This window comes from Cupriavidus sp. UBA2010 (assembly GCF_002335265.1).
Taxonomy (GTDB): domain Bacteria; phylum Pseudomonadota; class Gammaproteobacteria; order Burkholderiales; family Burkholderiaceae; genus Cupriavidus; species Cupriavidus metallidurans.
Window position 1 is genome coordinate 301,305 of the sequence record NZ_DDCI01000033.1, and the last position, 23,577, is coordinate 324,881.

Genomic DNA, 23,577 nt, shown 5'->3' on the forward strand with positions numbered 1-23,577 from the left:
GGGATGACGCGCATCGACTTCCATAGCAATGTGCCGGACACGCTGACATATGTCTGCCGGCTGGTTCGCAAGGCCTATGGGGCAGGGCAGAAGGTGGTGGTGCACGGCGCGCCGCAGCAGCTAGCGCAGCTCGACGCGCGGCTGTGGTCGTTTTCGCCGCTCGACTTCCTGCCGCACTGCGGGGTCGACAGCCCGAATGCGGCGGTGACGCCGATCATCCTGGCCGCCGCGCTCGACGGCGTCCCGCACCATCAGTTGCTGGTGAACCTGGCGCCGGAGGCCCCGGCGCAGTTCGCCAGCTTCGAACGGTTGATCGAAGTGGTCGGCGCCACGCCCGAAGCCCGGGATTCCGGGCGGGAGCGGTATCGTTTCTATCGTGAGCGCGGCTATCCGCTCACGCACCATGACATTGGCCAGGCCAAGGGAGATGCGGCATGAGCGAACGCACGACTTCGCGGGTCATTCCGCGGCTGGATCCCAATGACAGCGTGCCGCTGCTGACCGAAGTGGTCGAGTTGCCGGACACCGTGTTCGATGCGCCGGCACCCGCACCCGCGCCAGCCCAGGCCACGGTGATCGACACGGCGGACATGCCAGAATCTGGCGTGGTCACCGCGGTCGGCGATTTCGGATCGACGGGAGAGGACGCGCCGGCTGCGGCGTCCGACGTGGTGGACACGGCCCCGTTCATGCCGGGGGCTGACGACCTGCGTGCGGTGCGCACCGAGTTGCTGACGCGCGTGATGATGCGCTTCCGCACCGAGTGGCCGCAGGTGGTGGAAGCCCATACCGAAGCCACGCTGCAATCGAGGCTGGCGCCGCTGACGGCGCAACTGGCCAATGAACTGACCCAGGCCCTCGAGGCCCGGTTGGTGGAGTGGCTCGACGCGACGTTGGAGGAAATCGAGCGGGACCCGGGCGGGATGTAAGCCTGGGCCTTGCTACCGGCCCGCGCCGGTATCGGCACCCAAGCAATAAGGCCTGCGATGGACTCGCAGGCCTTTTGCATTGCAGGGGGCTACTTTCGCCGGATCAGTCCGTCACGGCGCCCTTGCTGGCCGTGGAGGCCAGCCTCGCGAACTTCGCCAGCACGCCGCGCGTGTAACGCGGAGCCGGCTGCTTCCAGGCAGCGCGGCGGCGGGCCAGCTCGTCGTCGGCCACATTCAGTTGCAGCAGCAGCTGGTGCGCGTCGATCGTGATCGAGTCGCCTTCCTGAACCAGTGCAATCGTACCGCCCACATGGGCTTCCGGCGCAACGTGGCCAACCACCATGCCCCAGGTGCCCCCCGAGAAGCGGCCGTCGGTGATGAAACCAACCGATTCGCCGAGACCCTTGCCGATGATCGCCGAAGTCGGCGCCAGCATTTCAGGCATGCCCGGGCCGCCCTTCGGGCCAAGGTAGCGCAGCACCAGGATGTCGCCAGCGTTGATCTTGTTCGCCAGGATCGCTTCCATGGCGCTCTGTTCGTCCTCGAACACGCGGGCCGGGCCGGTGATGACCGGGTTCTTCAGGCCGGTGATTTTGGCCACTGCGCCTTCCTCGGCGAGGTTGCCCTTCAGGATGGCCAGGTGGCCTTGCTTGTACAGGGCCTGCGAGATCGGCAGGATCACGTCCTGGTCGGTACGCGGCTCATTGGGAACGTGCTCGAGCTCCTCGGCCAGCGTGCGGCCCGTGATCGTCAGGCAGTCGCCATGCAGCAGACCGGCGTTCAGCAGGATCTTCATCACTTGCGGAATGCCACCGGCGCGGTGCAGGTCGGTGGCCACGTAGGCGCCCGACGGCTTCAAGTTGCAGATCACCGGCACGCGGCGGCGGATGCGCTCGAAATCGTCGATGGTCCATTCCACTTCGGCCGAGTGGGCGATGGCCAGGTAATGCAGTACCGCGTTGGTGGAACCGCCCGTGGCCATGATCAGCGTCACGGCGTTCTCGATCGATTTGCGCGTGATGATGTCGCGCGGCTTGATGTCCTTCTTGATGGCTTCCACCAGCACGCGGGCCGATTCGGCGGCGCTGTCCACCTTTTCCTGGTCCGGGTTGGCCATCGTCGACGAATACAGCAGCGACATGCCCAGCGCCTCGAACGACGAGCTCATTGTGTTGGCGGTGTACATGCCACCGCACGAGCCGGTGCTCGGGCAGGCGTTCTTCTCCACGCCCTCGAAGTCTTCCTCGCTCATGCGGCCGGCGGTGAATTCGCCCACGGCCTCGAACGACGACACGATGGTCAGGTCCTTGCCCTTCCAGTTACCCGGGCGGATGGTGCCGCCGTAGACGTAGATGCCCGGCACGTTGGTGCGCGCCAGTGCGATCATGCCGCCGGGCATGTTCTTGTCGCAGCCGCCGATCACGACCACGCCGTCCATCCACTGGCCCTGGGCAGCGGTTTCGATGCAGTCGGCAATGACTTCACGCGAGATTAGCGAGTACTTCATGCCCTCGGTGCCCATCGACATGCCGTCGGAGATCGTCGGCGTGCCGAAGATCTGCGGGTTGGCGTCCGAGGCCTTGATCGCATCCACGGCCGCGTCCGCCAGGCGCTGCAGGCCGGCGTTGCAGGGGGTGATCGTCGAGTGGCCGTTGGCGATACCCACCATCGGCTTGTCGAAGTCTTCCTTCTTGTAGCCGAGCGCGTAGTACATCGAACGGTTGGGGGAGCGCGCCACGCCTTGCGTGATGTGCTGGGAACGTTTGTTGTAAGCCATGGCGGGTGTCTCCGGGGGGGGGGGGCTGGTGGCGGGGTGGCCGTGTTGTGGTCAGAAGAATGGCGCTTGCGTTTTATCGTGTCAAATATATGATTCGACCTTTATTGAGTCGATAAAAATATCAAACTACCCCGTGGACCTGCGCCAGCTACGTTATTTCGTCACAGTGGCCGAAGAGTTGCATTTCGGCCGCGCCGCGCGGCGGCTCGCCATGACGCAGCCGCCACTGTCGCAGCAGATCCAGGCACTGGAAGAGGAGATCGGCGTCCAGCTGTTCGTGCGCACGCGCCGCTCGGTAATGCTCACGCCGGCCGGCCAGCAATGGCTGCCGGAGGTGCGCCGCGTGCTGGCCGATGCGGCCGCCTTGCCCGGGCTGGCCCAGCGGCTCGCGCGGGGGGAGGTCGGCTCGCTGGCGCTGGCGTTCGTCAGCACGGCCGATTACGGCATCCTGCCCGACCTTCTGCGGCATTTCCGGGCCCGGCATCCGGAAGTCCAGCTACAACTGCGCGAGGCCACCAGCGACGTCCAGCTCGAGGCGCTGGTCGACGGGACGATCGACGCGGGACTGGTCATCCGGCCGCAACTGACCGTGATGCCGCACGGGCTCTCCTATTTGCCACTGGTACGCGAACCGCTCGTGCTGGCCGTGCCCGATGGCTGGCGTCCGGCGGGGCAGGTCGATGGAGCACCACCGCAGACCGTGGCCCTGCGCGATGCCGCGCACGAGCCGCTGATCATCTTCCCGCGCCGAAGCGCGCCAGCGTTTTATGACATCATTACGGGCTATTACGCGCGCGATGGGTTGACGCCGATGATTGCCCAGGAGGCGATACAGATGCAGACGATCGTCAGTCTGGTCTCCGCCGGCATGGGGGTGGCACTAGTGCCCGCATCGCTATGCAACCTGCGCCGGACTGGGGTGTCATATCTGGCGTTGCGCGATGCCGGGCCGGAAATCGAAACCGGTCTGGTCTGGCGTGAAGGCGCGGCTGGCGTGGCGCCTGTGCTGCGCTCTTTCATCGATATCGCCATGGACCTCGCCGGCGCCATCGGACTGACGCAAGACAATGGCATAAAGGCCTGACTTCGCGACTCCGCGCTGTCCAGAATACTTACCGATACTCACTCGATCCGACATGCTCGTTCATCCCCAATTCGACCCGGTCGCCATTCACCTCGGGCCGCTGGCCATTCGCTGGTACGGCCTGATGTACCTGGCCGGCTTCATCATGTTCCTGTGGTTCGGCCGACTGCGTATCCGCCAGCCACATATCGCGGCGCGTGGCTGGGTGGCGCGGGACCTCGACGACATGTTGTTCTATGGGGTACTCGGGGTCATTCTGGGCGGCCGCCTGGGCTACGTGCTGTTTTACAAGCCGGGTTACTACCTCACGCACCCGCTCGAGATCTTCAAGGTCTGGGAGGGTGGCATGGCGTTCCACGGCGGATTCCTCGGGGTGCTGATCGCGATGTGGGTGTTCGCGAAAGTGCGCCGTCGCCACTGGATGGAGGTGACCGACTTCATCGCGCCAATGATTCCGTGCGGACTCGCGGCCGGGCGGATCGGCAACTTCATCAATGGCGAGTTGTGGGGGCGTCCGACCGACCTGCCGTGGGGCATGATCTTCCCGCAGGCCGGCGACAACATCCCGCGTCATCCGTCGCAGCTTTACCAGTTCGCTGGCGAAGGCGTGGCGCTGTTCATCATCCTGTGGCTGTTCTCACGCAAGCCGCGGCCGATGGGCGCGGTATCGGGCGTGTTCCTGATCGGCTATGGCGCGTTCCGCTTCCTGGCCGAATTTGCCCGCGAACCGGATAACTTCCTGGGCCTGCTGGCGCTCAAGCTGTCGATGGGCCAGTGGCTGAGCCTGCCGATGATCGTGATCGGCGCCGTGATGGTGGTCTGGGCTTACCGTCGTGGCAATGGGGCGACGGCAGCGGCGCGCTGATCGTCAGGCCGTCAGGCTAATTCTCGGTTTGCATCCCTCTCCCTCATTGAGAGAGGGATGCAAGACAATCACTCCCCACCATTCCTGATGGCTTCGATCCGCTCCCGCGTCAGCGGGTGAGTCGAGAAGAAGCCGCTCTCTTCATCGTCGGCAGCCTGCTTGCCTTCACCCTTGCGGTGCGCGTCCTCAAGCTGCTGAAGCGCATCGGCCAGCGCGGTCACCGGTAGCCGGTTGTCCCGCAGGATTTTCACGGCATAGGCATCCGCCTCGCGTTCGTGCTCGCGCGAATAGCGCATCGACATCATCGCGGCGGGTACGGTGGCCAGCAGCGACGAAACATCGCCGACCATGTACGCCGCCAGCGCGCCGACCACCGATGCCTGGAATACCTGCTGCAGGCCGTGGCGCTCGGCCACGTGGCCGGCCTCGTGGGCCAGTACACCCATCATGCCCGCGCCCGTGCCAATCAGCTTGACCAGTTCGTCGGTAACGACGATCGTGCCGCCCGGTAGTGCCACGGCATTGGCGCCAAGCCGCCCGCCCTTGCGGAACAGGATCTGATAGTGGTGGCCCGGATCGTCCGGGCGGCGCAGCGCGGCGAAGTTGTCGCGAATGCGTTGCTGGTCGGCCTGTGGCAATTTCGTAGGTTCCACCAGCCCCTGATCCAGGCTGTCGAGGGTGGCCTTTCCCAACTGAGCCTCGATCGACGGCGGCACCGATCGCGCCACCACCGTGGCCGTCCAAAGCAGCAGGTAGTAATACGAAAACACCACGAACACAACCAGCCCGAGTAGCGACAGTCCGGCCAGACGCCAGCTGTTCTGCGCGCGCGAAACCAGCCCTTCGCGATGCCCGGTTGCCGCGAGCATCGCATCGAACGTGGCCTGGTCCGCGATCTCGCAATAGGCGCCGTCGTCGAACGTGACAAGCCGTGGCGCGCGCTTGATGCGTTCCGACACGCGCAGTGATGCGAGTGGTGCCCGTCGCAACTCAGCGCCATTCGCATCCTGCAGGATGGCCTCGCCGTCCGTGACGATCAGCACCACCGCGTGCGCGCGTGATGAGCGGGTGTCGAAGTATTGCGCGGCAACCATGACTGTTTTCGGGCGTGTCCGTTGGTGGTGTCTGTCAGAGCGCGATGTCGATGTCGTACCAGTCGACCGCGGCATCACCGAGCGCGCCAACGTGCTGCTGCTCGCCAGCCACGAACTCGTCGAGCGGCCCGACCGCGATCATCGTCATCGCTTCCACGCGATAGCGCGTCGAGCGCACGCGCGCGAATGGATAGAACAGGCCCAGCGTCAGTGCAATGAAGATGAAGTTGGTCAGCACGATGAAGAACAGCTTGCCGGCCCGCACGTCACTGCGAAAGCGGTGCGGCAGCAGGGTGGTGTTGTTCCACACCAGGTTCTGCAGCCGAGCCGTGAAATAGGGGCCGATCATCATCAGGCCGAAGTACAGGCCGATCATCATCATGCCAAATACAACGCCGACCGCCCCTTTCGATTGCCCAACCGCGCTGGCCAGCGAGCCGCCCACCAGACCGCCGCCGATCAGGAAGATCGCGACCATGCCTGCGGTGCGCAGGTAGACACCGTAGAAGGCGCTGGCCGTGGCGTCGAATGCGAATGGCGCCGTGCCGAACAGCGTGTGGTTGTGCTGGTAGCGCTTGAAACGCTGGTGCGCGAACGGCGCCAGCAGATAGAGCGACAACACGGTCAGGATCGGCCAGAGCAGAAAGACCTGATAACCCTCGGCATCCTTGCCGATGAAGGCGAAACGCAGACCGCGGTAGCTCGAATTCGCCATGCGGAATCGCAGCGAGCGAACCAGCAGAAACGGAAACACGGCAGCCAGCACGACGGCAAGCCCGACAGCCAGTAGTGGCGATGCATGACTGGCCAGGTTGTACGCCAGGGCCAGGACGAAAACGATCGCGCGGCCCTTGAGAATCGCGGTTGGACTGCCGTGGTAGTCGAACGTGGCGCCATCGAGCTGCGTATTGCGATAGAAGTACTGCAGCGTGCGGACCTTCGCCCATGCGGAGTAGATGCCCAGCGTGATGATCGACAGCAATGCGTTGACGATCCAGATGCGGAAGTACTCGGACCCCGAGCCCGTGAACGACAGGGGCAGATTGCGCGGCGCGGCCTGCGTTCCGTCGCCGATGTAGTGGCTTCCCTGAAAATTGTCTTCCATGCCGGACCTCTCCGAGAGTTTTGACAGGGCCGGATGTCGCTTCCAGCCCATGTTTCATGTTTGCAACCGATTGAACATCGGCTTTCGTGCAGTGTGCGGCGCATTTTCGCATCGCGGCGTACCGCCGCCATCACTAATCGCTCGCTGCGGCATATTGGCGACAACCAGCAGGGTAGTGGGGGTCGTAACGAAGGAGAAACATCCTGTTACATGATCTGGCACTTGTAACAAGTCTCGGATCGTCCGCCTCAATAAAATCAATAACTTAGCCAGCGTGGCATGGTCCTCGCTATACAGTCTGTTACAAGAATCAGGTCGGGACAGGAAATGTCCACGGCCGCATCGAAGGGAGAGCGCGTACGAAAGATGCGCGGATGCGACCGAAAACGACGGAAAAGCCAAACGGGAAAATCTGCACCCACGCTTGGGTGCTTGAACGGGGGCAGGCGCTGGGCCAGCGCCAGCATGTCAAATCTGACCCACGCGCCAGGCGCACCCAGTCCGGCGTCGATGATGTTGTCCAGTGGCGGTTCTTTCTGGCGCGGGCAATTTTCCTGTGGGAGGCAGGAACATTGCCCGCCGCACCTCTATCCCCTCTATCCGCATCCCATCGTCGTCTACCGCCCTCATCTCACGGGACTATCCGATATCACCGTGTGGCGCATGGCCGATTCACGACTTTGATGCCGCTTTGCAGCATCGAAACTCCTTGCGGCGCGCGCGTCCTTATTCATAATTATGAATTATTGCGGTGTATGCGCCGCTCGGTGATGTCATCGAAAGGGCTTCATGCGGATCGTCCAGCAGGCGCTTTACCTCGAAGTTGCCGATCGGCTGCGTGCCATGATCGACGATCACACGCTGTTGCCAGGCGCGTGGATCGACGAAGTCGCGCTTGCGGCCGCACTGGGCACGTCGCGCACGCCAATGCGCGAGGCGCTGAAGGTCCTGGCCGCGGAAGGGCTGGTGCGGCTGGAGCCGCGTCGCGGATGTTTCGTCAATGCACTCACCGAGCAGGATCTCGACGAAATCTTTCCGCTGATGGCCCTGCTCGAAGGGCGCTGCGCCTACGAGGCCGCGCGCAACGTCACCCAGACCGATCTCGATGCGCTCGAAGGCTTGCATGCCGAGCTGGCCCGTCATGCGGCGGCGGGCGATATCGACGCCTACTACGAGACCAACTACCAGATTCATGAGGCGATCCAGCGGCTGGCCGGCAACCGCTGGCTGTCGGGCGTGGTCAGTGACTTGCGCAAGGTGCTGCGCCTGTCGCGGCACAAGAGCCTGAAGCTGCCGGGCCGCATTCAGGAATCGTGTGCCGAGCACATGTCGGTGTTCTCGGCGCTGAAGGCACACGATCCGGAAGGCGCGGAAGCGCTAATGAAAACCCACGTGCTGCGCCAGCGCGGCGCGTTGAGCGCGCTGGATCGTGCCGATCCGGAGCCGCCCGCCGTAGCGCCGGGCCAGCTTCGCCTGGCTGGACAGGACTGAAGGTTTGTGATCGATCCGCTCGCCCCTACGCAGGAATCTCCATGACCGCCCTCGACACCTCAGATCAACAGAAAGTCAGCGCGCCGCTCGATGCCGCCGAGCCCGTGTCCGACACCTTGTTATCGCGCTTCGGCCGCTGGTGGAACCGGAAGGGCGATGCGGATGCCACTGCGGCAGGCCCTGCGAAGGCGCAGGACACGCCCGCCCTGTCCACGCGCGCAACCAAACGTCAGCGCGACCAGTTGCGTCAGTGCTTCGACGCGCGGCTGACCGATGTCGCCGCCAACGCCGCCGCCCAGGCGTGGCAGGACGAATACGAGGCTGCGGTGGAGCCGCTTCGCCAGGCGATGCTCGGCGTGCTGGCCGAGGTGGCCGCCGTCCGCGATGCGGCTGGCGGCCAGCCGGCTACCGCGTCCGGCTTGTCGCAGGCGCTGTCCAACGCACGCATCCGTTTTTTCAAGCGTTTTGCCGCACTGCATGGGCAGCGTGGCAACAGTGCTTGCGGGCTGCACTTCCTGATCCAGTTGCGCGCGGACATGCTGCGCTGGCACAAGCGCATCCCGGGCTTGCGCGAACTCGATGAGGACCTGGAGGCGCTGTTCTCGAACTGGTTCGACGTGGGCTTGCTCGAACTGCAGCCGATCACGTGGGACTCGCCCGCGTCGCTGCTCGAGAAGCTGATTCGCTACGAGGCCGTGCACGAGATCTCGTCATGGACCGACCTGCGCAACCGGTTGGATTCGGATCGCCGCTGCTATGCGTTCTTCCACCCCCGCATTCCGCGCGAACCGCTGATCTTCGTCGAGGTTGCGTTCGTGCCCGAGATGGCCGCCAACGTGCAGGCACTGCTCGATGAAGCCGCACCGCTGGAAGACCTGCGGCGTGTGAAGTGGGCCATCTTCTATTCGATCTCGAACACGCAGGCGGGGTTGCGCGGCGTGAGCTTCGGCAATTTCCTGCTCAAGCGGGTGATCGAGGAATTGCAGCGCGAACATCCCAAGCTCAAGCAGTTCGCCACGTTGTCGCCGATCCCCGGGTTTGCGGACTGGCTGCGCAAGCGGGACGGTGAGTCCATCGACCGCGTGCTCGGTGTCAAGCGCCTTGCACGCTGGCGCGAGCAGCATGGTGAGGTGCCCGCCGATGGCGCCGCATGGTTCAGCGCGTTGTCAGCGGACAGCGAAGACGCCGTGATACGCGATACGGCCATGACACTGGCCGCGCACTATCTGGTCCGAGAGGGTGGCAAGGGCGTGCCGGCCGATCCGGTGGCGCGCTTCCACCTCGGCAATGGCGCATGTGTGGAGCGCGTGAATTGGGGCGCCGACATGTCACGCAAAGGGCGTGCGCAATCGTGCGGCATGATGGTCAATTACCTTTACGTGCCTGATGCGCTGGATGACAATCTGGCTCGCCTTGGCGACGGCAATCCCCGCATCAGTCGGGCGGTGGCAAAGCTTCTGTAATCGAGGGTCGAAAACGAGCGGACACGGAGACCGCCAGGGCAATTTTTCGTCGGGTGTATGAGTCGTAGCAAGTCGTACTTTTGATTGACTTTCCAAAGAGAAGAGAGAGGAGACAGTACATGAATCGTCGTCAGCGGAATCTGACCACATTTGCACGCGTGTTTGCAGTGGCTGGCCTGATGGCCGGGACCGGGGTCACCAGTCTTTACGCACCGGCCGCGCAGGCCGATACATGGCCGAGCAAGCCGGTCACCGTCATCGTGCCGTTCCCGGCCGGCGGCGGCACCGATGCGTTTGCGAGGCCGCTTACCGCGCAGTTGTCGAAGCAGCTCGGCAAGCAGTTCGTCATCGACAATCGTGGTGGCGCGGGCGGCACCGTTGGCGCGAGCATCGCCGCCAAGGCGGCCCCCGATGGCTACACGCTGTTCATTGGCGGCGCGCATCACGCGATCGCACCGTCCTTCTACAAGAAGCTCGACTACGACATCGAGAAGGACTTCATTCCCATCACGGTGATTGCCCAGCCGCCACAGGTGATCGTGGTCAATTCGGGCAAGGTGCAGGCCACCAGCGTGAAGGACCTGATCGCCTATGCCAAGGCCAATCCGGGCAAGCTCAACTACGCCTCGGCCGGCAACGGTTCCTCGCACCATCTGGCGGGCGAGCTGTTCAAGCTGCAGACGCAGACCGATCTGATCCACGTGCCGTACAAGGGCGCGGGCCCTGCGCTGTCGGACCTGATCGCCGGCCAGGTGGATCTGATGTTCGATGGCCTCGGTTCATCGTCGCAACATATCCGCGCCGGGCGCATCAAGGCGCTGGCCGTGGCATCGAAGACGCGTTCCGCGGCGTTCCCGAACGTACCGACCGCTGCCGAGGCCGGTTTGCCCAACTACGACGTGTCCACCTGGTATGCGCTGTGGGCGCCCAAGGGCACGCCCAAGGAAGTCGTCGACAGGCTCTACGCCGAGACCACCAAGGCGTTGAACAACCCGGAGATGAAGCAGATCTGGCTGCAGAACGGTTCGGACATCCCGCAGTACACGCCGGAGCAGTTCGCGCAATTCCAGCACGCCGAGATCAAGCGCTGGGCAGACGTGGTGCAGCGCTCGGGCGCGAAGATCGACTGATGAGCGACACCGTCACGTTCTCGCGCGAAGGGTCGACGGCCGTCGTCACGCTGTCGAATCCGGGCAAGCTCAATGCAATCTCGGTCGACATGTGGCAGGCGCTGGCCGCCGGATTCGCCACGCTGGCGGCGGACATGTCGCTGCGCTGCGTGCTCGTGCGCGGTGCCGACGGCAACTTCGCCGCCGGCGCCGACATCGCGGAGTTTCCGACCGTGCGCGGCGACGAGGCGGCTGTCCGTCGCTACCACACGGAGATCATCGCACCGGCGCTGCGGGCGATTTCAGAATGCCCGCATCCGACGCTGGCCGCCATCGAGGGCGTTTGCGTTGGCGGTGGCCTCGAGATCGCCTGCAATTGCGACCTGCGCGTGGCCGCTGCGGGCAGCCGCTTCGGCGTGCCGATCAACCGGCTCGGCTTTCCGATGGCGCCCGGCGAGTTGCGCGGCCTGCTTGCGCTGGTGGGGCGGGCGGTGACGCTCGAGATCCTGCTCGAAGGCCGTGTGTTCGATGCACTGGAGGCTGAGCGCAAGGGGCTGCTCACGCGAGTGGTGCCTGCGGCGGCCATGCACGACGAAGTGACGGCAACCGTGCAGCGGCTGAGCGCCGGCGCGCCGCTTGCGGCCCGCATCAACAAGACGACGATTCGTCGCCTGTCGCCAGATCCCACGCTGCTGACCGACGCCGAATTCGACGCCCATTTCCGTTACGCCACCAGTCGCGACCATGCCGAGGGCGTGGCCGCGTTTCTGGCGCACCGGCCTCCGGATTTCACTGGAGAGTAACCGGGTGGCGGCCGGGCTATCATTACCGGCCGCACCGTATCGCCAAGGCTCCCCGGGTCCGCTTTTCCCAGCATTCCATACCTGTCCGTACTTGTTTCGTACTAGTCCCGCACCATGAACGCCAACCTGTTCGCCCTGTTCGAATCCCGCTTTCCCGCCGACCGCACCGCATGCTGCATCGAAACGCATGACGGGCTCTACTACTCGTGGGACGACCTCGATCGCGCCACCGCCAAGCTGGCCAACCTGCTGACCGCGCTGAAGCTGCCCGCCGGCTCGCGCGTGGCGGTGCAGGTCGAGAAGTCGCCGGAAGCACTGTTCCTGTACCTGGCCACGTTGCGCGCCGGCTATGTGTATCTGCCGCTGAACACCGCGTACCAGGAGGCCGAAATCGACTACTTTGTCGGCAACGCCGAGCCTGCCGTGGTGGTCTGCAGTAGCAACAACTTCGGCTGGGTGTCGAAAGTGGCGTTCCGGCACGGCACCGCCCATGTTTTCACGCTCGACGACAACCGCACCGGTTCGCTGCTGCAACGCGCGGCAGTGCAGCCTGACACGTTCGAGACGGTCGAGTGCGCAGACGACGATCTGGCCGCGATTCTCTACACGTCGGGCACCACCGGCCGCAGCAAGGGCGCGATGCTGACGCATCGAAACCTGGCATCGAACGCGCAAACGCTGAATGAGTATTGGGGCTGGCGCAGCGATGATGTGCTGCTGCACATGCTGCCGATCTTCCACGTGCATGGCCTGTTCGTGGCCTCGCATGGTGCGCTGCTCGCGGGCGCCAAGATGATCTGGGCGCCGAAGCTCGACATGGGCCAGATCCTGAAGTACCTGCCGCGTACCACCGTGATGATGGGCGTGCCTACGTACTACGTGCGAATGCTGCAGGAGCCCCGTTTCGACAAGGAACTGTGCAGCAACATGCGCCTGTTCGTCTCGGGCTCGGCGCCGCTGCTGCTGGAGACGTTCGACGCATTCCGCGAGCGCACCGGCCACACGATCCTGGAGCGCTACGGCATGAGCGAGACCGTGATGCTGGTATCGAATCCGTATGACCCGGCACTGGGTGAGCGGATCGGTGGCACCGTGGGCAGGCCGCTGCCGGGCGTGTCGGTGCGCGTGACGGACAGCGAAGGCAAGTCGTGCGAGCCGGGTGTGATCGGTAACGTCGAGGTCAAGGGGCCGAACGTGTTCAAGGGCTACTGGCGGATGCCCGAGAAGACGGCGGAGGAATTTACGGCCGATGGCTGGTTCAAGACTGGGGATGTGGGCCGCTTTGGTGGCGCGATCGTCAGCCAGGCAGGCGAACGCATCGTGCCGGACAACTACCTGACGATCGTAGGTCGCAGTAAGGACCTGATCATCTCGGGCGGCTACAACGTGTATCCGAAGGAAATCGAGAGCTTTATCGACGAGATGCCGGGCGTGGTGGAGTCAGCCGTGATCGGCGTGCCGCATGTTGACTTCGGCGAGGCCGTCGTTGCCGTGGTCGTACGCAAGCCGGGCATGGAGATTGATGAGGCTGGCATGATCGGCACGCTGAAGGGCCGCATCGCCAATTTCAAGGTACCCAAGCGTGTGCACGTGGTCGATGAGTTGCCGCGCAATACGATGGGCAAGGTGCAGAAGAACGTGCTGCGCCAGCAGTTCGGGGCGCTGTGAGTTGAGCCGAGAGGGGCTCGGCCCCCTCTCCCGTTTCCTGGTCTATACACCACGGGAGAGGGGAGTGACCCGCTTACTTCACCATCTGCACCGAGCCGTTCACGGAAACCGTGACCTGGCTCTTGCCACCTTCCACCGGAATCGGCGCGCCAGCGCTATCCGACATGGCCTTCGCGACATACATGCGCGGCATCGGCATGACACCGCCGGATTCGTTCAGCGAGACTTCGCGGATCGTGTAGCCGCTATAGCCGAACAGCTTTGTCGTGGCCTGTGCCTTGTCGCGGAACGCGGCCACGGCCTGGTCGGCGAGCTTTTGCTCGGCAGCCAGGCGTGTCTCGCGCGACAGCGAGAACGCGATGTTCTGCACCTGCATCTGGCTGGCCAGTTCGCCGGCCAGCTTCGACACGGCGGCGAAATCCTTCGACTTCAGGATCACCTCCGAGCGGCCACGCCACGTGCTGATGCGGCCATTGCGGTCGGTATTCGGATGAATCGTGAAGCCGCCCGACTGGGCCTCCACGCCTGACGTGCGCTTGGCCTGTGCCAGCACGGCCTGCGTGCGCGACGACAGCGCATTGGAGATGGCCGTCGGCTCGGGGCCTTCCTGTTCGGCAGCCAGGGTCAGGTGTACGACGTCGGTCGGCACCTCGGTCGCGGCTTGCGCGGACAGCGACAGAACACCCGAGGGAGGTGCAACCGTCTGGGCGGCGGCCATGGCGGCGGTTGTACTCAGCAGCGAGGCAGCCAGCAGTTTCTTCATATTGTTCTCCCGATCAAAGTGATGGCTATCAGACGCACGTGGCCGGTGTTCGTTCCCTGGCTCGCCCGGACGTGACGCATTCGCGCGTGTCTCGCGCACTTGTTGCTGCAAATCAAAGTCGCCGGCGGCGTCGGTGCGGCCCAGTGTTGCTGGACGCGCAGTGCCGCATTGCTGCGGCGGTGCTTACTTCATCAGCTTTTCGGTGATATAGCGCCACTCGGCCGGCGTGACCGGCGTGATCGACAGACGATTGCCGCGGCGGAGCACGACCATGTCGGCCAGCACATCGTGCTCACGCAGTGCCTGGAGGGGGATCAGCGTGCTCTTGCGGACGAAGCTCACGTCGACAAGCGACCAGCGCGGATTGTCCTGCTTCGATGCGCTGTCGTAATAGTCGCTCTTCGGATCGAACTGCGTGGAATCGGGGTAGGGTTGCGAGCAGACCTCGGCCAAGCCGGCGATGCCCGGCTCCGGGCATGACGAGTGATAGAACAGGACGCCGTCGCCGATGCGCATCTGGTCACGCATGAAGTTGCGTGCCTGGTAATTGCGAACCCCGGTCCACGGCAACGTGCCTTCACGGGCGAGATCATCGATGCTGGCTTCGTCCGGTTCGGACTTCATCAGCCAGTACTGGCGGGCACGCTGGGCGGAGGAGGGCATTGTGATACCGATCGGTCCGTCTATGAGCAGTCAAAGAAAAAGGCGGTGGTTCTATCAAACCACCGCCTTTTAGGGGGTCCCCGCCTCGGCCGCTGGGTCGGCATCCTGAACCCAAGTGAGGTTCAGAGTGGCTGCGGAAGTCGTATTTCGGGTACATCGCCCACTCAGGGAGTCCAAGCTCGGCCCAGACTATGAATGCGGTAACGCGCTCGCCCATACGACATGATCCCGCACCATGCAATGCATATCGGTTCAAGGAGTTTATGACCCTCACGAACCAGGCAGGGAAACTGTCAAACGTCTGACTTTTGGTTCCTGTGCGTGCAATACGCTCGGGATGTCAGACGTTTGCCGTTTCAACTAAGGATGGGATGGAAACGGCGGCCAGGCGCGATAACCCGACCATCCAACTGCATCGGTCGCATGCGCCGTGCAGTGGCTACACTATACACCGCGACGACAGTCATACCAAGCCGGACGTACGGCGTCGTTACATTTTCCACAACACTCGCGCACGGCGTGCGCGGTGCGCGGCATCGGCTTCACATCCGGGCAGATGGGGCCGTGGCCGCGCAATGCAAGGGTTGGCTCTTCCGGTTAGCGAAACAGAGCGCAGCCAGACCGCAAGCAGGCCGCTCAGCGCGTGCCGACGTGCGCGTACTGGCGCAGTGCTTCGTCGGCGCGCTCGTTCAGTTCGCGAATGCGCGCGCGCACCGCGTCGACGGGAATCGCGCCTTCTTCTTCCTGCTTGCGGCGCATTGCCAGCAGGTCCGACGCAATGCTGATCGCCGCCATCACGGCCACCCGCTCCACACCCTTCGCGGCGACGGTGCCCTTGAGCTTGTTCATCTTGTCGTCGACCAATGCCACGGCTTCCAGCAGCGCGGCCTCGTTGTCCGGTGCGATCGCGAAGCGATACGGTTGGCCGGCGATGTTCACTTCCACTTGCTTGTTGCTCATGCGTGTTCTCCGGGGGCCTGCTGCGTACCTTCAGATGTAGCGCGCTTGCCGTCGCCGAGCAGGTCGAGCTGGCGCGCGTCACTGGCCGTGGGCAGCTTGTCGAGAATCGATTGGATGCGAAGCTGGGCTTCCTCGATCTTGATATTGAGCAGTTCGCGGTCGGCTGCCATGGCTTCGCGATCCGCGCGCAACTGGCTCGCCTCGGCTTGCAGACGCTCGATCTCCGCACGCAGCCGCTGGTTTTCCGCCGCCAGGGTGTCTGCTTGATGCAGCACGCGCCCGATCTTGGCGGCCAGTTGTTCGAGTTCGTTGAGCATAGTGCCTGTCGTGTCCGGTAGGAGTGAAGGTCAGGTTTCGGGATTCTAGCCGATGCAGGCGGCTCGGCCACACCCAGCGAGCCGGTTAAGACGCCCGAGGCGCCACGAAGTTGCATCGTTCTGTAACGATTGGCCCGTCTCCAGATATCAAATCTCGGTTATCGGCAGCTTGACCCGCTGCATTGACGCCAAAGTTGAAACTCCATACACTCGCCCCCGTTCCAGGTGCTCGCGCCCTGCTCTTACAGGGCTGCAGTTCAACGGGAAACAGGGAGCCGGGCGCCGAAATCCATATCGGGGCAGGCCAACCTGTGCTGCCCCCGCAACGGTAAGCGACCGCGAACGCCCGCCACGAGCGGCTCGCAGGGCCGGCCAAACGCCACTGAATCTGAATCGTCACGATCTGATCGGGAAGGCGGCCAGCCTGATGTCGTCAGCCCGGATACCGGCCTGCAGAACGAGGGTATGCCGCGCCGAAGGTGGCATACCCCATCGCCATATGGCCCGCGGGGGAACGGGCCTGGCCGTTCTCTTCCATCCCTGCTCATGCGTTCCACGCTATCCAGGTCGACCGCCGCGCTGAAGCCGTCGGTTCGCCCCTCCATGCCCGCCATCCTGGCGGCCATCGCCCTTTTTCCGTCCGCATCGGTCTTCGCGCAGGACGCGACGCCAGATGAGTCGTCGACCACCACGCCGGCCAGCGCATCGGCCAATGGTCCCGCTCCCGCTTCCGCACCGGCAGCCGCACCGGCCGCCGCGCAGGCGGCCAGCGGGCAGACGCTGGCGCCCGTGGTCGTCACCGCCTCCCGAACCGCGCAGTCGGTGACCGAGGCCCTGCCGCACACCACGGTGGTCACCCAGGAAGACATCGTCAACTCCCAGGCTCCGGACCTGCGCTCGCTACTGCGCAACCAGGCGGGCGTGGAGTTCTCGACCAACGGCGGCATGGGTACCAATACCTCGCTGTTCATGCGCGGCGCCAATTCGAACCAGGTGCTGATCATGATCGACGGCGTGCGGATTTCCGGCGTCAGCAACGGTAATGCGCAGATCGCCAATATCTTGCCCGACCAGATCGACCATATCGAAGTGGTGCGCGGCAACGTCTCGGCGCTCTATGGCTCCGACGCCGTTGGTGGCGTGGTGCAGATCTTCACCAAGAGTGGCGCGGGCCAGGCGCCTGCCGCCAACGCGCAGGTGGAGTACGGCAGCAACAATACCCGCCAGGGCACGGTGGGTTACGGTGGCCAGATCGGTGCCACCTCGTTCAACGTCACCGGCTCGATGTACAAGACCGATGGCTTCTCGGCCATCAATGCGGCGCAGTGGAACGCCGACAATCCGAAGAGCGCCGCGCGCGGTATCGGCCCGAATCCGGCCAACAACCCGTACGAGAACAAGAGCATCTCGGGCCAGATCAAGCACCAGTTCACGCAGGACTGGGACGCTGGCGTCGCGACCTACTACTCGAACAGCCAGCTTTCCTACGACAACGCCTACGGCAAGCCGACCGACGACTACCGCATGGATAGCAAGCTCTACACGCTGTCCGCGTTCGTCAACGGCAAGGTGCTACCTGACTGGACCACGCATTTCAAGGTTGCGCAAAGCGAAGACCGCAGCGAAGGCACGATCAACGGCCTGTTCGACAGCCTGTTCAGCACGCGCACCCGCCAGTTCAACTGGCAGAACGAGTACGCGCTGACACCCGACCATACGCTGATGTTTGGCACGGACTGGCTGCAGCAGGAGCTGGCTTCGAGCTCGTACAACGCGCCGTCGCGCAATGTGTTTTCGGTCTATGGCGGCTACGAGGGGCGTATCGGCAAGCACCAGATCCAGTTGAACGGCCGTAACGACCACTATTCCGATTTCGGCGACCAGGGCAGCTTCTTCGCCGGCTACGGCTACTACCTGACCAGCGCGGTCAAGTTGCTTGCCAACGTCAGCAATGCGTTCCGCGCGCCGACGTTCAACGAGCTCTACTACCCGTACTACGGCCAGCCGAACCTGCAGCCCGAGCGCGCCAAGTCGGCGGAGGTGGGGGTGCAGGTGGAGACGGCGTCGACCGGCCTGCTGCGCGTGACCGCGTTCGAGACGCGCTACAACGACCTGATCGTCTCCGCGTTGCAGCCCAGCGGCCTCTACCTGGCGCAGAACGTCAACAAGGCCAAGGTGCAGGGGATCGAGGCATCGTGGCGCGCCAGCCTGTGGGGCACTGACGTGGGCGCCAGCGTGACGTTCCAGAATCCGCTGGATGAGACCAACAATACGCAGCTTCTGCGGCGTGCCCGGCGCCATGCGTCGTTCGACGTGGGCCGGAATTTCGGAAACTGGCGTTTCGGCGGTGAATGGCTGGTATCCTCGGCGCGACTCGACAGCGGTTCGCGCACGCTGGGCGGGTACGGTATCGTCAACCTGAACGCCCGCTACAACATCGACAAACAATGGTTCGTCGCCGCCCGAGTGGAAAACCTGTTCGACAAGAACTACCAGCTGGCCTACCCCTACAACACGCAGGGCAGGGCCGGCTTCATCACGCTGGGATGGCGTCAGAAGTGATGCCGCGCGCGGGGAGCCATGGCTGAGCTGCGGCGCGCGCTGATCGTTTGGGGTGTCCTCGCGCTGGCAGGGCTGGCCGTCTTCGGCCTGTCGCTGGCGATCGGCAGCGTGTCGCTCGATGCCGGGCAACTCTGGCAGGCGCTGAGCGGCGCGGACGATGGCACCGCAGGCGCCATCGTCCGCGAACTACGGCTGCCACGTGCCGCCGCCGCGTTTGCCTGTGGCGGGCTGCTGGCGCTTTCCGGCGCATTGATGCAGGTGTTGTTGCGCAATCCGCTGGCCGAACCCTACGTGCTCGGCGTCTCCGGCGGGGCGTCCACGGGTGCGCTGCTGTCGATGCTGCTGATGCTTCCGCAATGGATCGTGCACACCAGCGCGGCGGGTGGCGCGCTGGTGTCCATGCTGCTCGTCGCCACGCTTGCCCGCCGTGACCTGCTCAACCCAAAAGTGCAGGGCGGACACCAGGAGGCCGGCGCGCGGTTGCTGCTGACCGGTGTCATCCTGGCCGCGGGGTGGGGCGCGCTGATCACGCTGATCCTCGCCATCGCGCCGGAATCGCGCCTGCGCGGCATGTTGTTCTGGCTGACCGGTGACCTCGGTGGCACGGCCGCCTATGGCGCGGCGTTGGCCACCTTGATCGCCGCACTGCTGCTGGCCATGCCGATGGCGCGGGCGCTCAACGTGATGCTGCTGGGTGAGACCGTGGCGCAATCGCTGGGTGTTCGCGTTGGCCGCGTGCGCCTGGCTACCTTCCTGATTTCCTCCATTTCGATTGCCGCCGCCATCACGACGGCCGGGTCGATTGGCTTCGTCGGCCTGGTGGTGCCACACATGGTGCGCCTGGCCTGGGGGAACGACCAGCGCCTGCTGCTGCCGGCATCAGTGCTGCTGGGCGGCACCTTGCTGATGGCTGCCGACCTGATTGCGCGTACGGTGGTTGCCCCCACGCAACTGCCGGTGGGCGTCATCACGGCGCTGCTGGGCGTGCCGACCTTTCTCTACCTGCTGCTGCGGAGACCGCGATGAGCCATTGGTCCGAGCCGCTCACAGACTGTCCGCAGTTGACCCTGCGGCAACTCGGCCTGCACGCCGGGAGCCGCGTGCTGCTCGATGGCCTCTCGATGTCGATCGGCGCGGGGCAGCTCTGGTGCATCGTCGGCCCGAACGGGGTCGGCAAGTCCACGCTGATGGGCGTGCTGGCCGGTCTGCGCGCGCCCGACAGCGGCGCGGCCGAGGTCGACGAAATTGCGGTCACGCAGATCGCCCCTGCCACGCTGGCGCGGCAGCGGGCCTATTTGCCCCAGGCTGTGCACGATACGTTCTCGATGCTGGTCGAGGATGCCGTGCGCATCGGTCGGCATCCGCATCTGAGCGGCTGGGGCTGGGGCCAGCGTGACGATGACCGGATCGTGGATGATGTCATCGACGCGCTCGATCTCGAGCCACTGCGTGGCCGCGACGTGCTGACACTGTCCGGTGGCGAGCGCCAGCGCGTGTCGCTGGCTGCCGCGCTGGCGCAGCAGGCGCCGCTGCTGCTGCTGGACGAACCCGTGGCGCACCTGGACCTGCGGCACCAGATCATGGTGCTCGACCTGCTGCAGCGCCTGACCCGATCGGGCCGCCACGCCGTTGTCGTGATCGTGCATGACCTGACCCTCGCGCATCGCTATGCCACCCACGCGCTGCTGATGGCCGAGGATGGTCACGCGCTGCACGGCCCGGCGCACGAGGTCCTGACTCCCGCGCAGTGCTCCCATGCGCTGCGTACCCCGATTATCAGCATCAGCGACGGCACCCATACCGCGCTGATCCCAGATGGAAATCAGACATGAGCGATACCCCGAATACCAACGATGACGCCGGCCGCGATGCCCGTCACAAGGCACGCATGGTCCGCAAGAAGGAGGTGGTCGATTCCAAGATCGCCGCGGCGCAGACCGAGCGCGGCGTGATCGTGATCACCACGGGCAATGGCAAGGGCAAGTCGAGCTCCGGCTTCGGCATGGTGGTGCGCGCCATGGGTCATGGCATGCGTACCGGCGTGGTCCAGTTCATCAAGGGTGCGTTCCCGAGCGGCGAGGAAATGTTCCTGCGGCGCTTTCCGGAGGAGTGCGAGTTCCACGTGATGGGCGAAGGCTACACGTGGGAAACCCAGGACCGCGCGCGTGACGTGGCCAAGGCAGAGGCCGCATGGGAGGTGGCGCGCCGGATGCTGCGCGATCCGTCGTTCGACCTGATCCTGTTCGACGAACTCAACATTGCGCTAAAGCTGCACTATCTTGATCTCGATACCGTCATCGCCGATCTGCGCGCGCGTCCGCCGAAGCAGCACGTGGTCATCACAGGTCGAGGCGCACCGTCCGCGCTGATCGAGGCCGCCGATACCGTAACCGACATGACACCGGTCAAGCACGCGTTCGAGCAGGGCATCAAGGCCCAGCCGGGCGTGGAAATGTAATTCGCTTTATTCGAATCAGCACCATGGCAACTGCAATTTCAGACTACGCATTGACCCTGCCACCGATCGCGCCGCTCGACGCATCGCTGCGCGCCGCGCTGCAGGCCGCAATCGACGACAAGACCAAGCCGCCCGGCTCGCTGGGCCGGCTCGAGACGCTGGCCATGCAGATCGGGCTGATCCGTGGCGAGACCGTTCCTGATCTGACTCGCCCGGCAATCATCGTGTTTGCCGGCGACCACGGTGTGGCGGACACGGGCGTCAGCGCATTTCCGGCGGAGGTCACGGCGCAGATGGTGCTGAACTTCCTGAATGGCGGCGCGGCGATCAACGTCTTCACCCGCCTTCACGGGTTGGCGCTCGAGGTGGTGGATGTGGGCGTGCGCGCGCCGCTGCCGGCCTCGCCGAGCCTCGTGAACTGCCGCGTGGCCAACGGCACGCGCAACTTTGTCGAAGAGCCAGCCATGACGCCGGAGCAGGCCGGCGCGGCGATCAATGCCGGCATCGCACGCGTGCTGCGGCACGGCCAGCAAGGTACCAATGTGATCGGCTTCGGCGAGATGGGCATCGCCAACACGTCGGCCGCGGCCTGCGTGATGAGCCGCCTGACCGGCTTGCCGTTGGAGGCATGCATTGGCCGTGGCACAGGCCTCGACGATGCGGGCGTGGCACGCAAGCATGACGTCCTCTCGCGGGCGCTGGCCAGGCACGCGGACGTCACCGATCCGCTCGATGTGCTGGCCACGTTCGGTGGCTTCGAGATCGCCGCGATGACCGGCGCATACCTGGCGGCTGCGGCCAGCCGCATGGTGATTCTGGTGGATGGCTTCATTGCGTCGGCGGCGTTGCTCGTGGCCGCGCGCATTGACCCGAACGTACTGCAGTACTGCGTGTTCTCGCACTGCTCGCACGAGCAGGGGCACCGCGCGCTGCTGGCCGAATTCAAGGCCGAGCCGCTGCTGGCACTGGACCTGCGGCTGGGCGAGGGTACCGGGGCAGCGCTGGCATGGCCGCTGGTGGCTTCGGCGGTGGCGTTCCTGCGGGAAATGGCCACGTTCAGCGGCGCGGGCGTCAGCAACGCGTCGGCGACCTGAAGCGACCTGAGGCGCCATGATGGCCAACGAACTCCGCTTCTTTCTCACTGCCGTCGGCTACTTCACGCGCGTGCCGTTGCCGGCGCGGCTGGCGAGCTGGGTGGGGTTCGAGCCGCACTTCCTGAATGCCGCGTCGCGCTACTTCCCGCTGGTGGGGTTGATCGTTGGCGCCTTCGGCGCGCTGGTGGCATGGGGCGCGCTGTCGTTCTGGTCCCCGTCGGTGGCGATCGTGCTCGGCATGGCGGCCACGTTGCTGTTCACCGGCGCGTTTCACGAGGATGGCCTGGCGGATTGCGTCGATGCCTTCGGTGGTGGCTATCGCCGCGAGGATGTGCTGAGGATCATGCACGACTCGCGCGTGGGCGCGTTTGGCGCGATCGCCATTGTGGTGGCGCTGTTGCTGAAGTGGCAACTGCTGGTATCGGTGGCGGAATCGGGCGGTGCGATGGTGCTGCTGGTGTTGCTGGTGGCGGCGCATGGAGCCAGCCGCGCGATGGCGATCACGTTCCTGGCCACACATGACTATGTGCGTGCCGAGGGCAAGGCCAAGCCGGTGGCGCAGCGCCTGTTTGGTGTCGGACTGGTTTTCGCGCTGGCGTGCGGCGTCGTGCCGCTGTTGTGGCTGTCGCCGCTATTCGCGGGCGTGGCGATTCTGGTGCTGGCCGTGCTGCGTGCCGCGCTGGGTGCGTACTTCGTGCGTCGTATCGGCGGCTATACCGGCGACTGCCTCGGTATGGCGCAGCAGCTTGCCGAATTGTCGATCTACCTGGTGGCGGCGGCATGGAAGTGGTCCTGATCCGGCATGTCCGGCCCGATGTGGCGCCGGGCGTTTGCTACGGCGCGCTCGATCTGAAACTGGCGCAGCCGGTCAGTCCGGCGCCGGAGCGGATCGTACGCTTGCTCGGCGATTTGCCGCCCTCACGTCTGGTGACGAGTCCGGCGGTGCGTGCGACGGAGACCGCGGCGCTACTGTCCGCGCATGTCGAGATGCCAGTCCGCGAAATCGAGCCCCGGCTGCGAGAGCTTGATTTTGGCGCGTGGGAAGGCAAGGCGTGGAGCGAGATTCCGCGCGATGCGCTTGACCTGTGGGCGGCGGACCTGATGGGCGCGCGCCCGCACGGTGGCGAAAGCGCGCAGCAGGTGATGGCGCGAGTGACGGCGTGGGCTGACACGCTCGACGCAAGCTCGGGCGATTGCCTCTGGGCCGTCTCCCATGCGGGGCCGATGCGGATGCTGGCCGCGCACTGGCTTGGGCTGACGCTGTCCCAGACGCTGCAGTGGGAGCTTGAGTTCGGGGCGACCTGTCACTTCCACCTGGGGAAGCGGCAGGCCCGACTGGGGTGGTGGAACCGGAGCGCCAAGGCGTAGCGCG

Annotated in this window: 23 protein-coding genes, 1 other RNA gene and 1 riboswitch; of the genes, 16 read left to right on the forward strand and 8 right to left on the reverse strand. The window is 64.8% G+C overall.

Features of this window, described 5'->3' with window-relative positions; translation table 11 throughout:
- Window positions 1-3: 3 nt before the first annotated feature.
- Together B2246_RS25165 and B2246_RS25170 are read left to right on the forward strand one after the other, a co-directional pair.
- Complete coding sequence (locus B2246_RS25165; RefSeq protein ID WP_011517375.1) at window positions 4-438, forward strand: DNA polymerase III subunit chi; 435 nt, start codon at window positions 4-6, stop codon at window positions 436-438.
- Entirely contained in the window at window positions 435-929 is a 495-nt protein-coding gene (locus B2246_RS25170) for a hypothetical protein (protein ID WP_035884710.1), read from the forward strand. Before B2246_RS25165 ends, B2246_RS25170 begins: the two co-directional genes overlap by 4 nt.
- A 103-nt stretch (window positions 930-1,032) precedes the next feature.
- Here B2246_RS25170 and ilvD read toward each other — a convergent pair whose 3' ends face one another.
- Complete coding sequence (ilvD, locus tag B2246_RS25175; protein WP_035884711.1) at window positions 1,033-2,706, reverse strand: dihydroxy-acid dehydratase; 1,674 nt, start codon at window positions 2,704-2,706, stop codon at window positions 1,033-1,035.
- Between the two features lie 133 nt (window positions 2,707-2,839).
- Here ilvD and B2246_RS25180 point away from each other — a divergent pair, with 133 nt between their 5' ends.
- Both B2246_RS25180 and lgt read left to right on the forward strand, forming a co-directional pair.
- A complete protein-coding gene (locus tag B2246_RS25180) occupies window positions 2,840-3,790 on the forward strand; it encodes a LysR family transcriptional regulator (protein ID WP_035884712.1) in 951 nt (316 codons plus the stop codon).
- A gap of 52 nt (window positions 3,791-3,842) precedes the next feature.
- Window positions 3,843-4,655, forward strand: coding sequence for a prolipoprotein diacylglyceryl transferase (gene lgt, locus B2246_RS25185; RefSeq protein WP_011517371.1), 813 nt, complete (start codon window positions 3,843-3,845; stop codon window positions 4,653-4,655).
- A 68-nt stretch (window positions 4,656-4,723) separates the two neighbouring features.
- Here the strand turns inward: lgt and B2246_RS25190 are convergent, their stop codons facing one another.
- Together B2246_RS25190 and B2246_RS25195 are read right to left on the reverse strand one after the other, a co-directional pair.
- Window positions 4,724-5,749, reverse strand: coding sequence for a M48 family metallopeptidase (locus B2246_RS25190; protein ID WP_035884713.1), 1,026 nt, complete (start codon window positions 5,747-5,749; stop codon window positions 4,724-4,726).
- Between the two features lie 34 nt (window positions 5,750-5,783).
- A complete protein-coding gene (locus B2246_RS25195; protein ID WP_011517369.1) occupies window positions 5,784-6,854 on the reverse strand; it encodes a YjgN family protein in 1,071 nt (356 codons plus the stop codon).
- Between the two features lie 789 nt (window positions 6,855-7,643).
- Here B2246_RS25195 and B2246_RS25200 point away from each other — a divergent pair.
- The 5 genes from B2246_RS25200 to B2246_RS25220 all read left to right on the forward strand — a co-directional run bounded on the left by B2246_RS25200 (window position 7,644) and on the right by B2246_RS25220 (window position 13,388).
- On the forward strand, window positions 7,644-8,345 hold the full coding sequence (locus B2246_RS25200; RefSeq protein WP_011517366.1) for a GntR family transcriptional regulator: 702 nt from the start codon (window positions 7,644-7,646) through the stop codon (window positions 8,343-8,345).
- Window positions 8,346-8,386: 41 nt separating this feature from the next.
- Window positions 8,387-9,808, forward strand: a complete 1,422-nt coding sequence (locus B2246_RS25205; RefSeq protein WP_035884714.1) for a malonyl-CoA decarboxylase domain-containing protein — start codon at window positions 8,387-8,389, stop codon at window positions 9,806-9,808.
- A gap of 119 nt (window positions 9,809-9,927) precedes the next feature.
- On the forward strand, window positions 9,928-10,938 hold the full coding sequence (locus tag B2246_RS25210) for a Bug family tripartite tricarboxylate transporter substrate binding protein (RefSeq protein WP_011517364.1): 1,011 nt from the start codon (window positions 9,928-9,930) through the stop codon (window positions 10,936-10,938).
- Window positions 10,938-11,720, forward strand: a complete 783-nt coding sequence (locus tag B2246_RS25215) for an enoyl-CoA hydratase/isomerase family protein (RefSeq protein ID WP_011517363.1) — start codon at window positions 10,938-10,940, stop codon at window positions 11,718-11,720. The genes B2246_RS25210 and B2246_RS25215 overlap by 1 nt, the downstream gene beginning before the upstream one ends.
- Window positions 11,721-11,834: 114 nt before the next feature.
- Window positions 11,835-13,388: a malonate--CoA ligase gene (locus B2246_RS25220; RefSeq protein WP_035884715.1), complete on the forward strand. Its 1,554-nt coding sequence runs from the start codon at window positions 11,835-11,837 to the stop codon at window positions 13,386-13,388.
- A 73-nt stretch (window positions 13,389-13,461) separates the two neighbouring features.
- On the opposite strand, the gene B2246_RS25225 is transcribed toward B2246_RS25220, so the two are convergent.
- The 5 genes from B2246_RS25225 to B2246_RS25245 all read right to left on the reverse strand — a co-directional run bounded on the left by B2246_RS25225 (window position 13,462) and on the right by B2246_RS25245 (window position 16,091).
- Window positions 13,462-14,151 carry an SIMPL domain-containing protein gene (locus B2246_RS25225; RefSeq protein WP_011517361.1) on the reverse strand — a complete coding sequence of 230 codons (690 nt, stop codon included), beginning with the start codon at window positions 14,149-14,151 and terminating at the stop codon, window positions 13,462-13,464.
- 183 nt (window positions 14,152-14,334) lie between these two features.
- A complete protein-coding gene (locus tag B2246_RS25230) occupies window positions 14,335-14,814 on the reverse strand; it encodes an EVE domain-containing protein (protein WP_035884716.1) in 480 nt (159 codons plus the stop codon).
- A 73-nt stretch (window positions 14,815-14,887) separates the two neighbouring features.
- A non-coding RNA gene (ssrS, locus tag B2246_RS25235) (6S RNA) lies at window positions 14,888-15,105 on the reverse strand.
- Window positions 15,106-15,450: 345 nt separating this feature from the next.
- The gene (locus B2246_RS25240) at window positions 15,451-15,774 is read right to left on the reverse strand and encodes a cell division protein ZapA (RefSeq protein WP_008644084.1); all 324 of its coding nucleotides are present in this window, start codon (window positions 15,772-15,774) and stop codon (window positions 15,451-15,453) included.
- Window positions 15,771-16,091 (reverse strand): hypothetical protein, encoded by a 321-nt coding sequence (locus tag B2246_RS25245; RefSeq protein WP_008644078.1) that lies wholly within the window; start codon window positions 16,089-16,091, stop codon window positions 15,771-15,773. The genes B2246_RS25240 and B2246_RS25245 overlap by 4 nt, the downstream gene beginning before the upstream one ends.
- Window positions 16,092-16,297: 206 nt before the next feature.
- A riboswitch (cobalamin riboswitch) is annotated at window positions 16,298-16,559 on the forward strand.
- A gap of 135 nt (window positions 16,560-16,694) precedes the next feature.
- Here B2246_RS25245 and B2246_RS25250 point away from each other — a divergent pair.
- From B2246_RS25250 to cobC, 7 genes are read left to right on the forward strand one after another with little or no spacing between them, the layout of a single operon-like run.
- Complete coding sequence (locus B2246_RS25250; protein ID WP_411431809.1) at window positions 16,695-18,653, forward strand: TonB-dependent receptor plug domain-containing protein; 1,959 nt, start codon at window positions 16,695-16,697, stop codon at window positions 18,651-18,653.
- Window positions 18,654-18,671: 18 nt separating this feature from the next.
- The gene (locus B2246_RS25255; protein ID WP_011517359.1) at window positions 18,672-19,679 is read left to right on the forward strand and encodes a FecCD family ABC transporter permease; all 1,008 of its coding nucleotides are present in this window, start codon (window positions 18,672-18,674) and stop codon (window positions 19,677-19,679) included.
- Entirely contained in the window at window positions 19,676-20,485 is an 810-nt protein-coding gene (locus B2246_RS25260; protein ID WP_011517358.1) for an ABC transporter ATP-binding protein, read from the forward strand. Before B2246_RS25255 ends, B2246_RS25260 begins: the two co-directional genes overlap by 4 nt.
- Window positions 20,482-21,111, forward strand: coding sequence for a cob(I)yrinic acid a,c-diamide adenosyltransferase (cobO, locus tag B2246_RS25265; protein WP_008644069.1), 630 nt, complete (start codon window positions 20,482-20,484; stop codon window positions 21,109-21,111). The genes B2246_RS25260 and cobO overlap by 4 nt, the downstream gene beginning before the upstream one ends.
- Window positions 21,112-21,134: 23 nt before the next feature.
- Window positions 21,135-22,205: a nicotinate-nucleotide--dimethylbenzimidazole phosphoribosyltransferase gene (gene cobT / locus B2246_RS25270; protein WP_011517356.1), complete on the forward strand. Its 1,071-nt coding sequence runs from the start codon at window positions 21,135-21,137 to the stop codon at window positions 22,203-22,205.
- Between the two features lie 16 nt (window positions 22,206-22,221).
- Window positions 22,222-23,001, forward strand: a complete 780-nt coding sequence (locus B2246_RS25275) for an adenosylcobinamide-GDP ribazoletransferase (protein WP_035884718.1) — start codon at window positions 22,222-22,224, stop codon at window positions 22,999-23,001.
- Window positions 22,986-23,573, forward strand: a complete 588-nt coding sequence (gene cobC / locus B2246_RS25280) for an alpha-ribazole phosphatase (RefSeq protein WP_035884719.1) — start codon at window positions 22,986-22,988, stop codon at window positions 23,571-23,573. Before B2246_RS25275 ends, cobC begins: the two co-directional genes overlap by 16 nt.
- Window positions 23,574-23,577 lie beyond the last annotated feature (4 nt).

Coding starts and splice junctions, on each gene's coding strand:
- B2246_RS25165 (WP_011517375.1), top strand. CDS start 4: ATGACGCGCATCGACTTCCATAGCAATGTGCCGGACACGCTGACATAT.
- B2246_RS25170 (WP_035884710.1), top strand. CDS start 435: ATGAGCGAACGCACGACTTCGCGGGTCATTCCGCGGCTGGATCCCAAT.
- ilvD (WP_035884711.1), bottom strand. CDS start 2,706: ATGGCTTACAACAAACGTTCCCAGCACATCACGCAAGGCGTGGCGCGC.
- lgt (WP_011517371.1), top strand. CDS start 3,843: ATGCTCGTTCATCCCCAATTCGACCCGGTCGCCATTCACCTCGGGCCG.
- B2246_RS25190 (WP_035884713.1), bottom strand. CDS start 5,749: ATGGTTGCCGCGCAATACTTCGACACCCGCTCATCACGCGCGCACGCG.
- B2246_RS25195 (WP_011517369.1), bottom strand. CDS start 6,854: ATGGAAGACAATTTTCAGGGAAGCCACTACATCGGCGACGGAACGCAG.
- B2246_RS25200 (WP_011517366.1), top strand. CDS start 7,644: ATGCGGATCGTCCAGCAGGCGCTTTACCTCGAAGTTGCCGATCGGCTG.
- B2246_RS25205 (WP_035884714.1), top strand. CDS start 8,387: ATGACCGCCCTCGACACCTCAGATCAACAGAAAGTCAGCGCGCCGCTC.
- B2246_RS25210 (WP_011517364.1), top strand. CDS start 9,928: ATGAATCGTCGTCAGCGGAATCTGACCACATTTGCACGCGTGTTTGCA.
- B2246_RS25215 (WP_011517363.1), top strand. CDS start 10,938: ATGAGCGACACCGTCACGTTCTCGCGCGAAGGGTCGACGGCCGTCGTC.
- B2246_RS25220 (WP_035884715.1), top strand. CDS start 11,835: ATGAACGCCAACCTGTTCGCCCTGTTCGAATCCCGCTTTCCCGCCGAC.
- B2246_RS25225 (WP_011517361.1), bottom strand. CDS start 14,151: ATGAAGAAACTGCTGGCTGCCTCGCTGCTGAGTACAACCGCCGCCATG.
- B2246_RS25230 (WP_035884716.1), bottom strand. CDS start 14,814: ATGCCCTCCTCCGCCCAGCGTGCCCGCCAGTACTGGCTGATGAAGTCC.
- B2246_RS25240 (WP_008644084.1), bottom strand. CDS start 15,774: ATGAGCAACAAGCAAGTGGAAGTGAACATCGCCGGCCAACCGTATCGC.
- B2246_RS25245 (WP_008644078.1), bottom strand. CDS start 16,091: ATGCTCAACGAACTCGAACAACTGGCCGCCAAGATCGGGCGCGTGCTG.
- B2246_RS25250 (WP_411431809.1), top strand. CDS start 16,695: ATGCCCGCCATCCTGGCGGCCATCGCCCTTTTTCCGTCCGCATCGGTC.
- B2246_RS25255 (WP_011517359.1), top strand. CDS start 18,672: ATGGCTGAGCTGCGGCGCGCGCTGATCGTTTGGGGTGTCCTCGCGCTG.
- B2246_RS25260 (WP_011517358.1), top strand. CDS start 19,676: ATGAGCCATTGGTCCGAGCCGCTCACAGACTGTCCGCAGTTGACCCTG.
- cobO (WP_008644069.1), top strand. CDS start 20,482: ATGAGCGATACCCCGAATACCAACGATGACGCCGGCCGCGATGCCCGT.
- cobT (WP_011517356.1), top strand. CDS start 21,135: ATGGCAACTGCAATTTCAGACTACGCATTGACCCTGCCACCGATCGCG.
- B2246_RS25275 (WP_035884718.1), top strand. CDS start 22,222: ATGATGGCCAACGAACTCCGCTTCTTTCTCACTGCCGTCGGCTACTTC.
- cobC (WP_035884719.1), top strand. CDS start 22,986: ATGGAAGTGGTCCTGATCCGGCATGTCCGGCCCGATGTGGCGCCGGGC.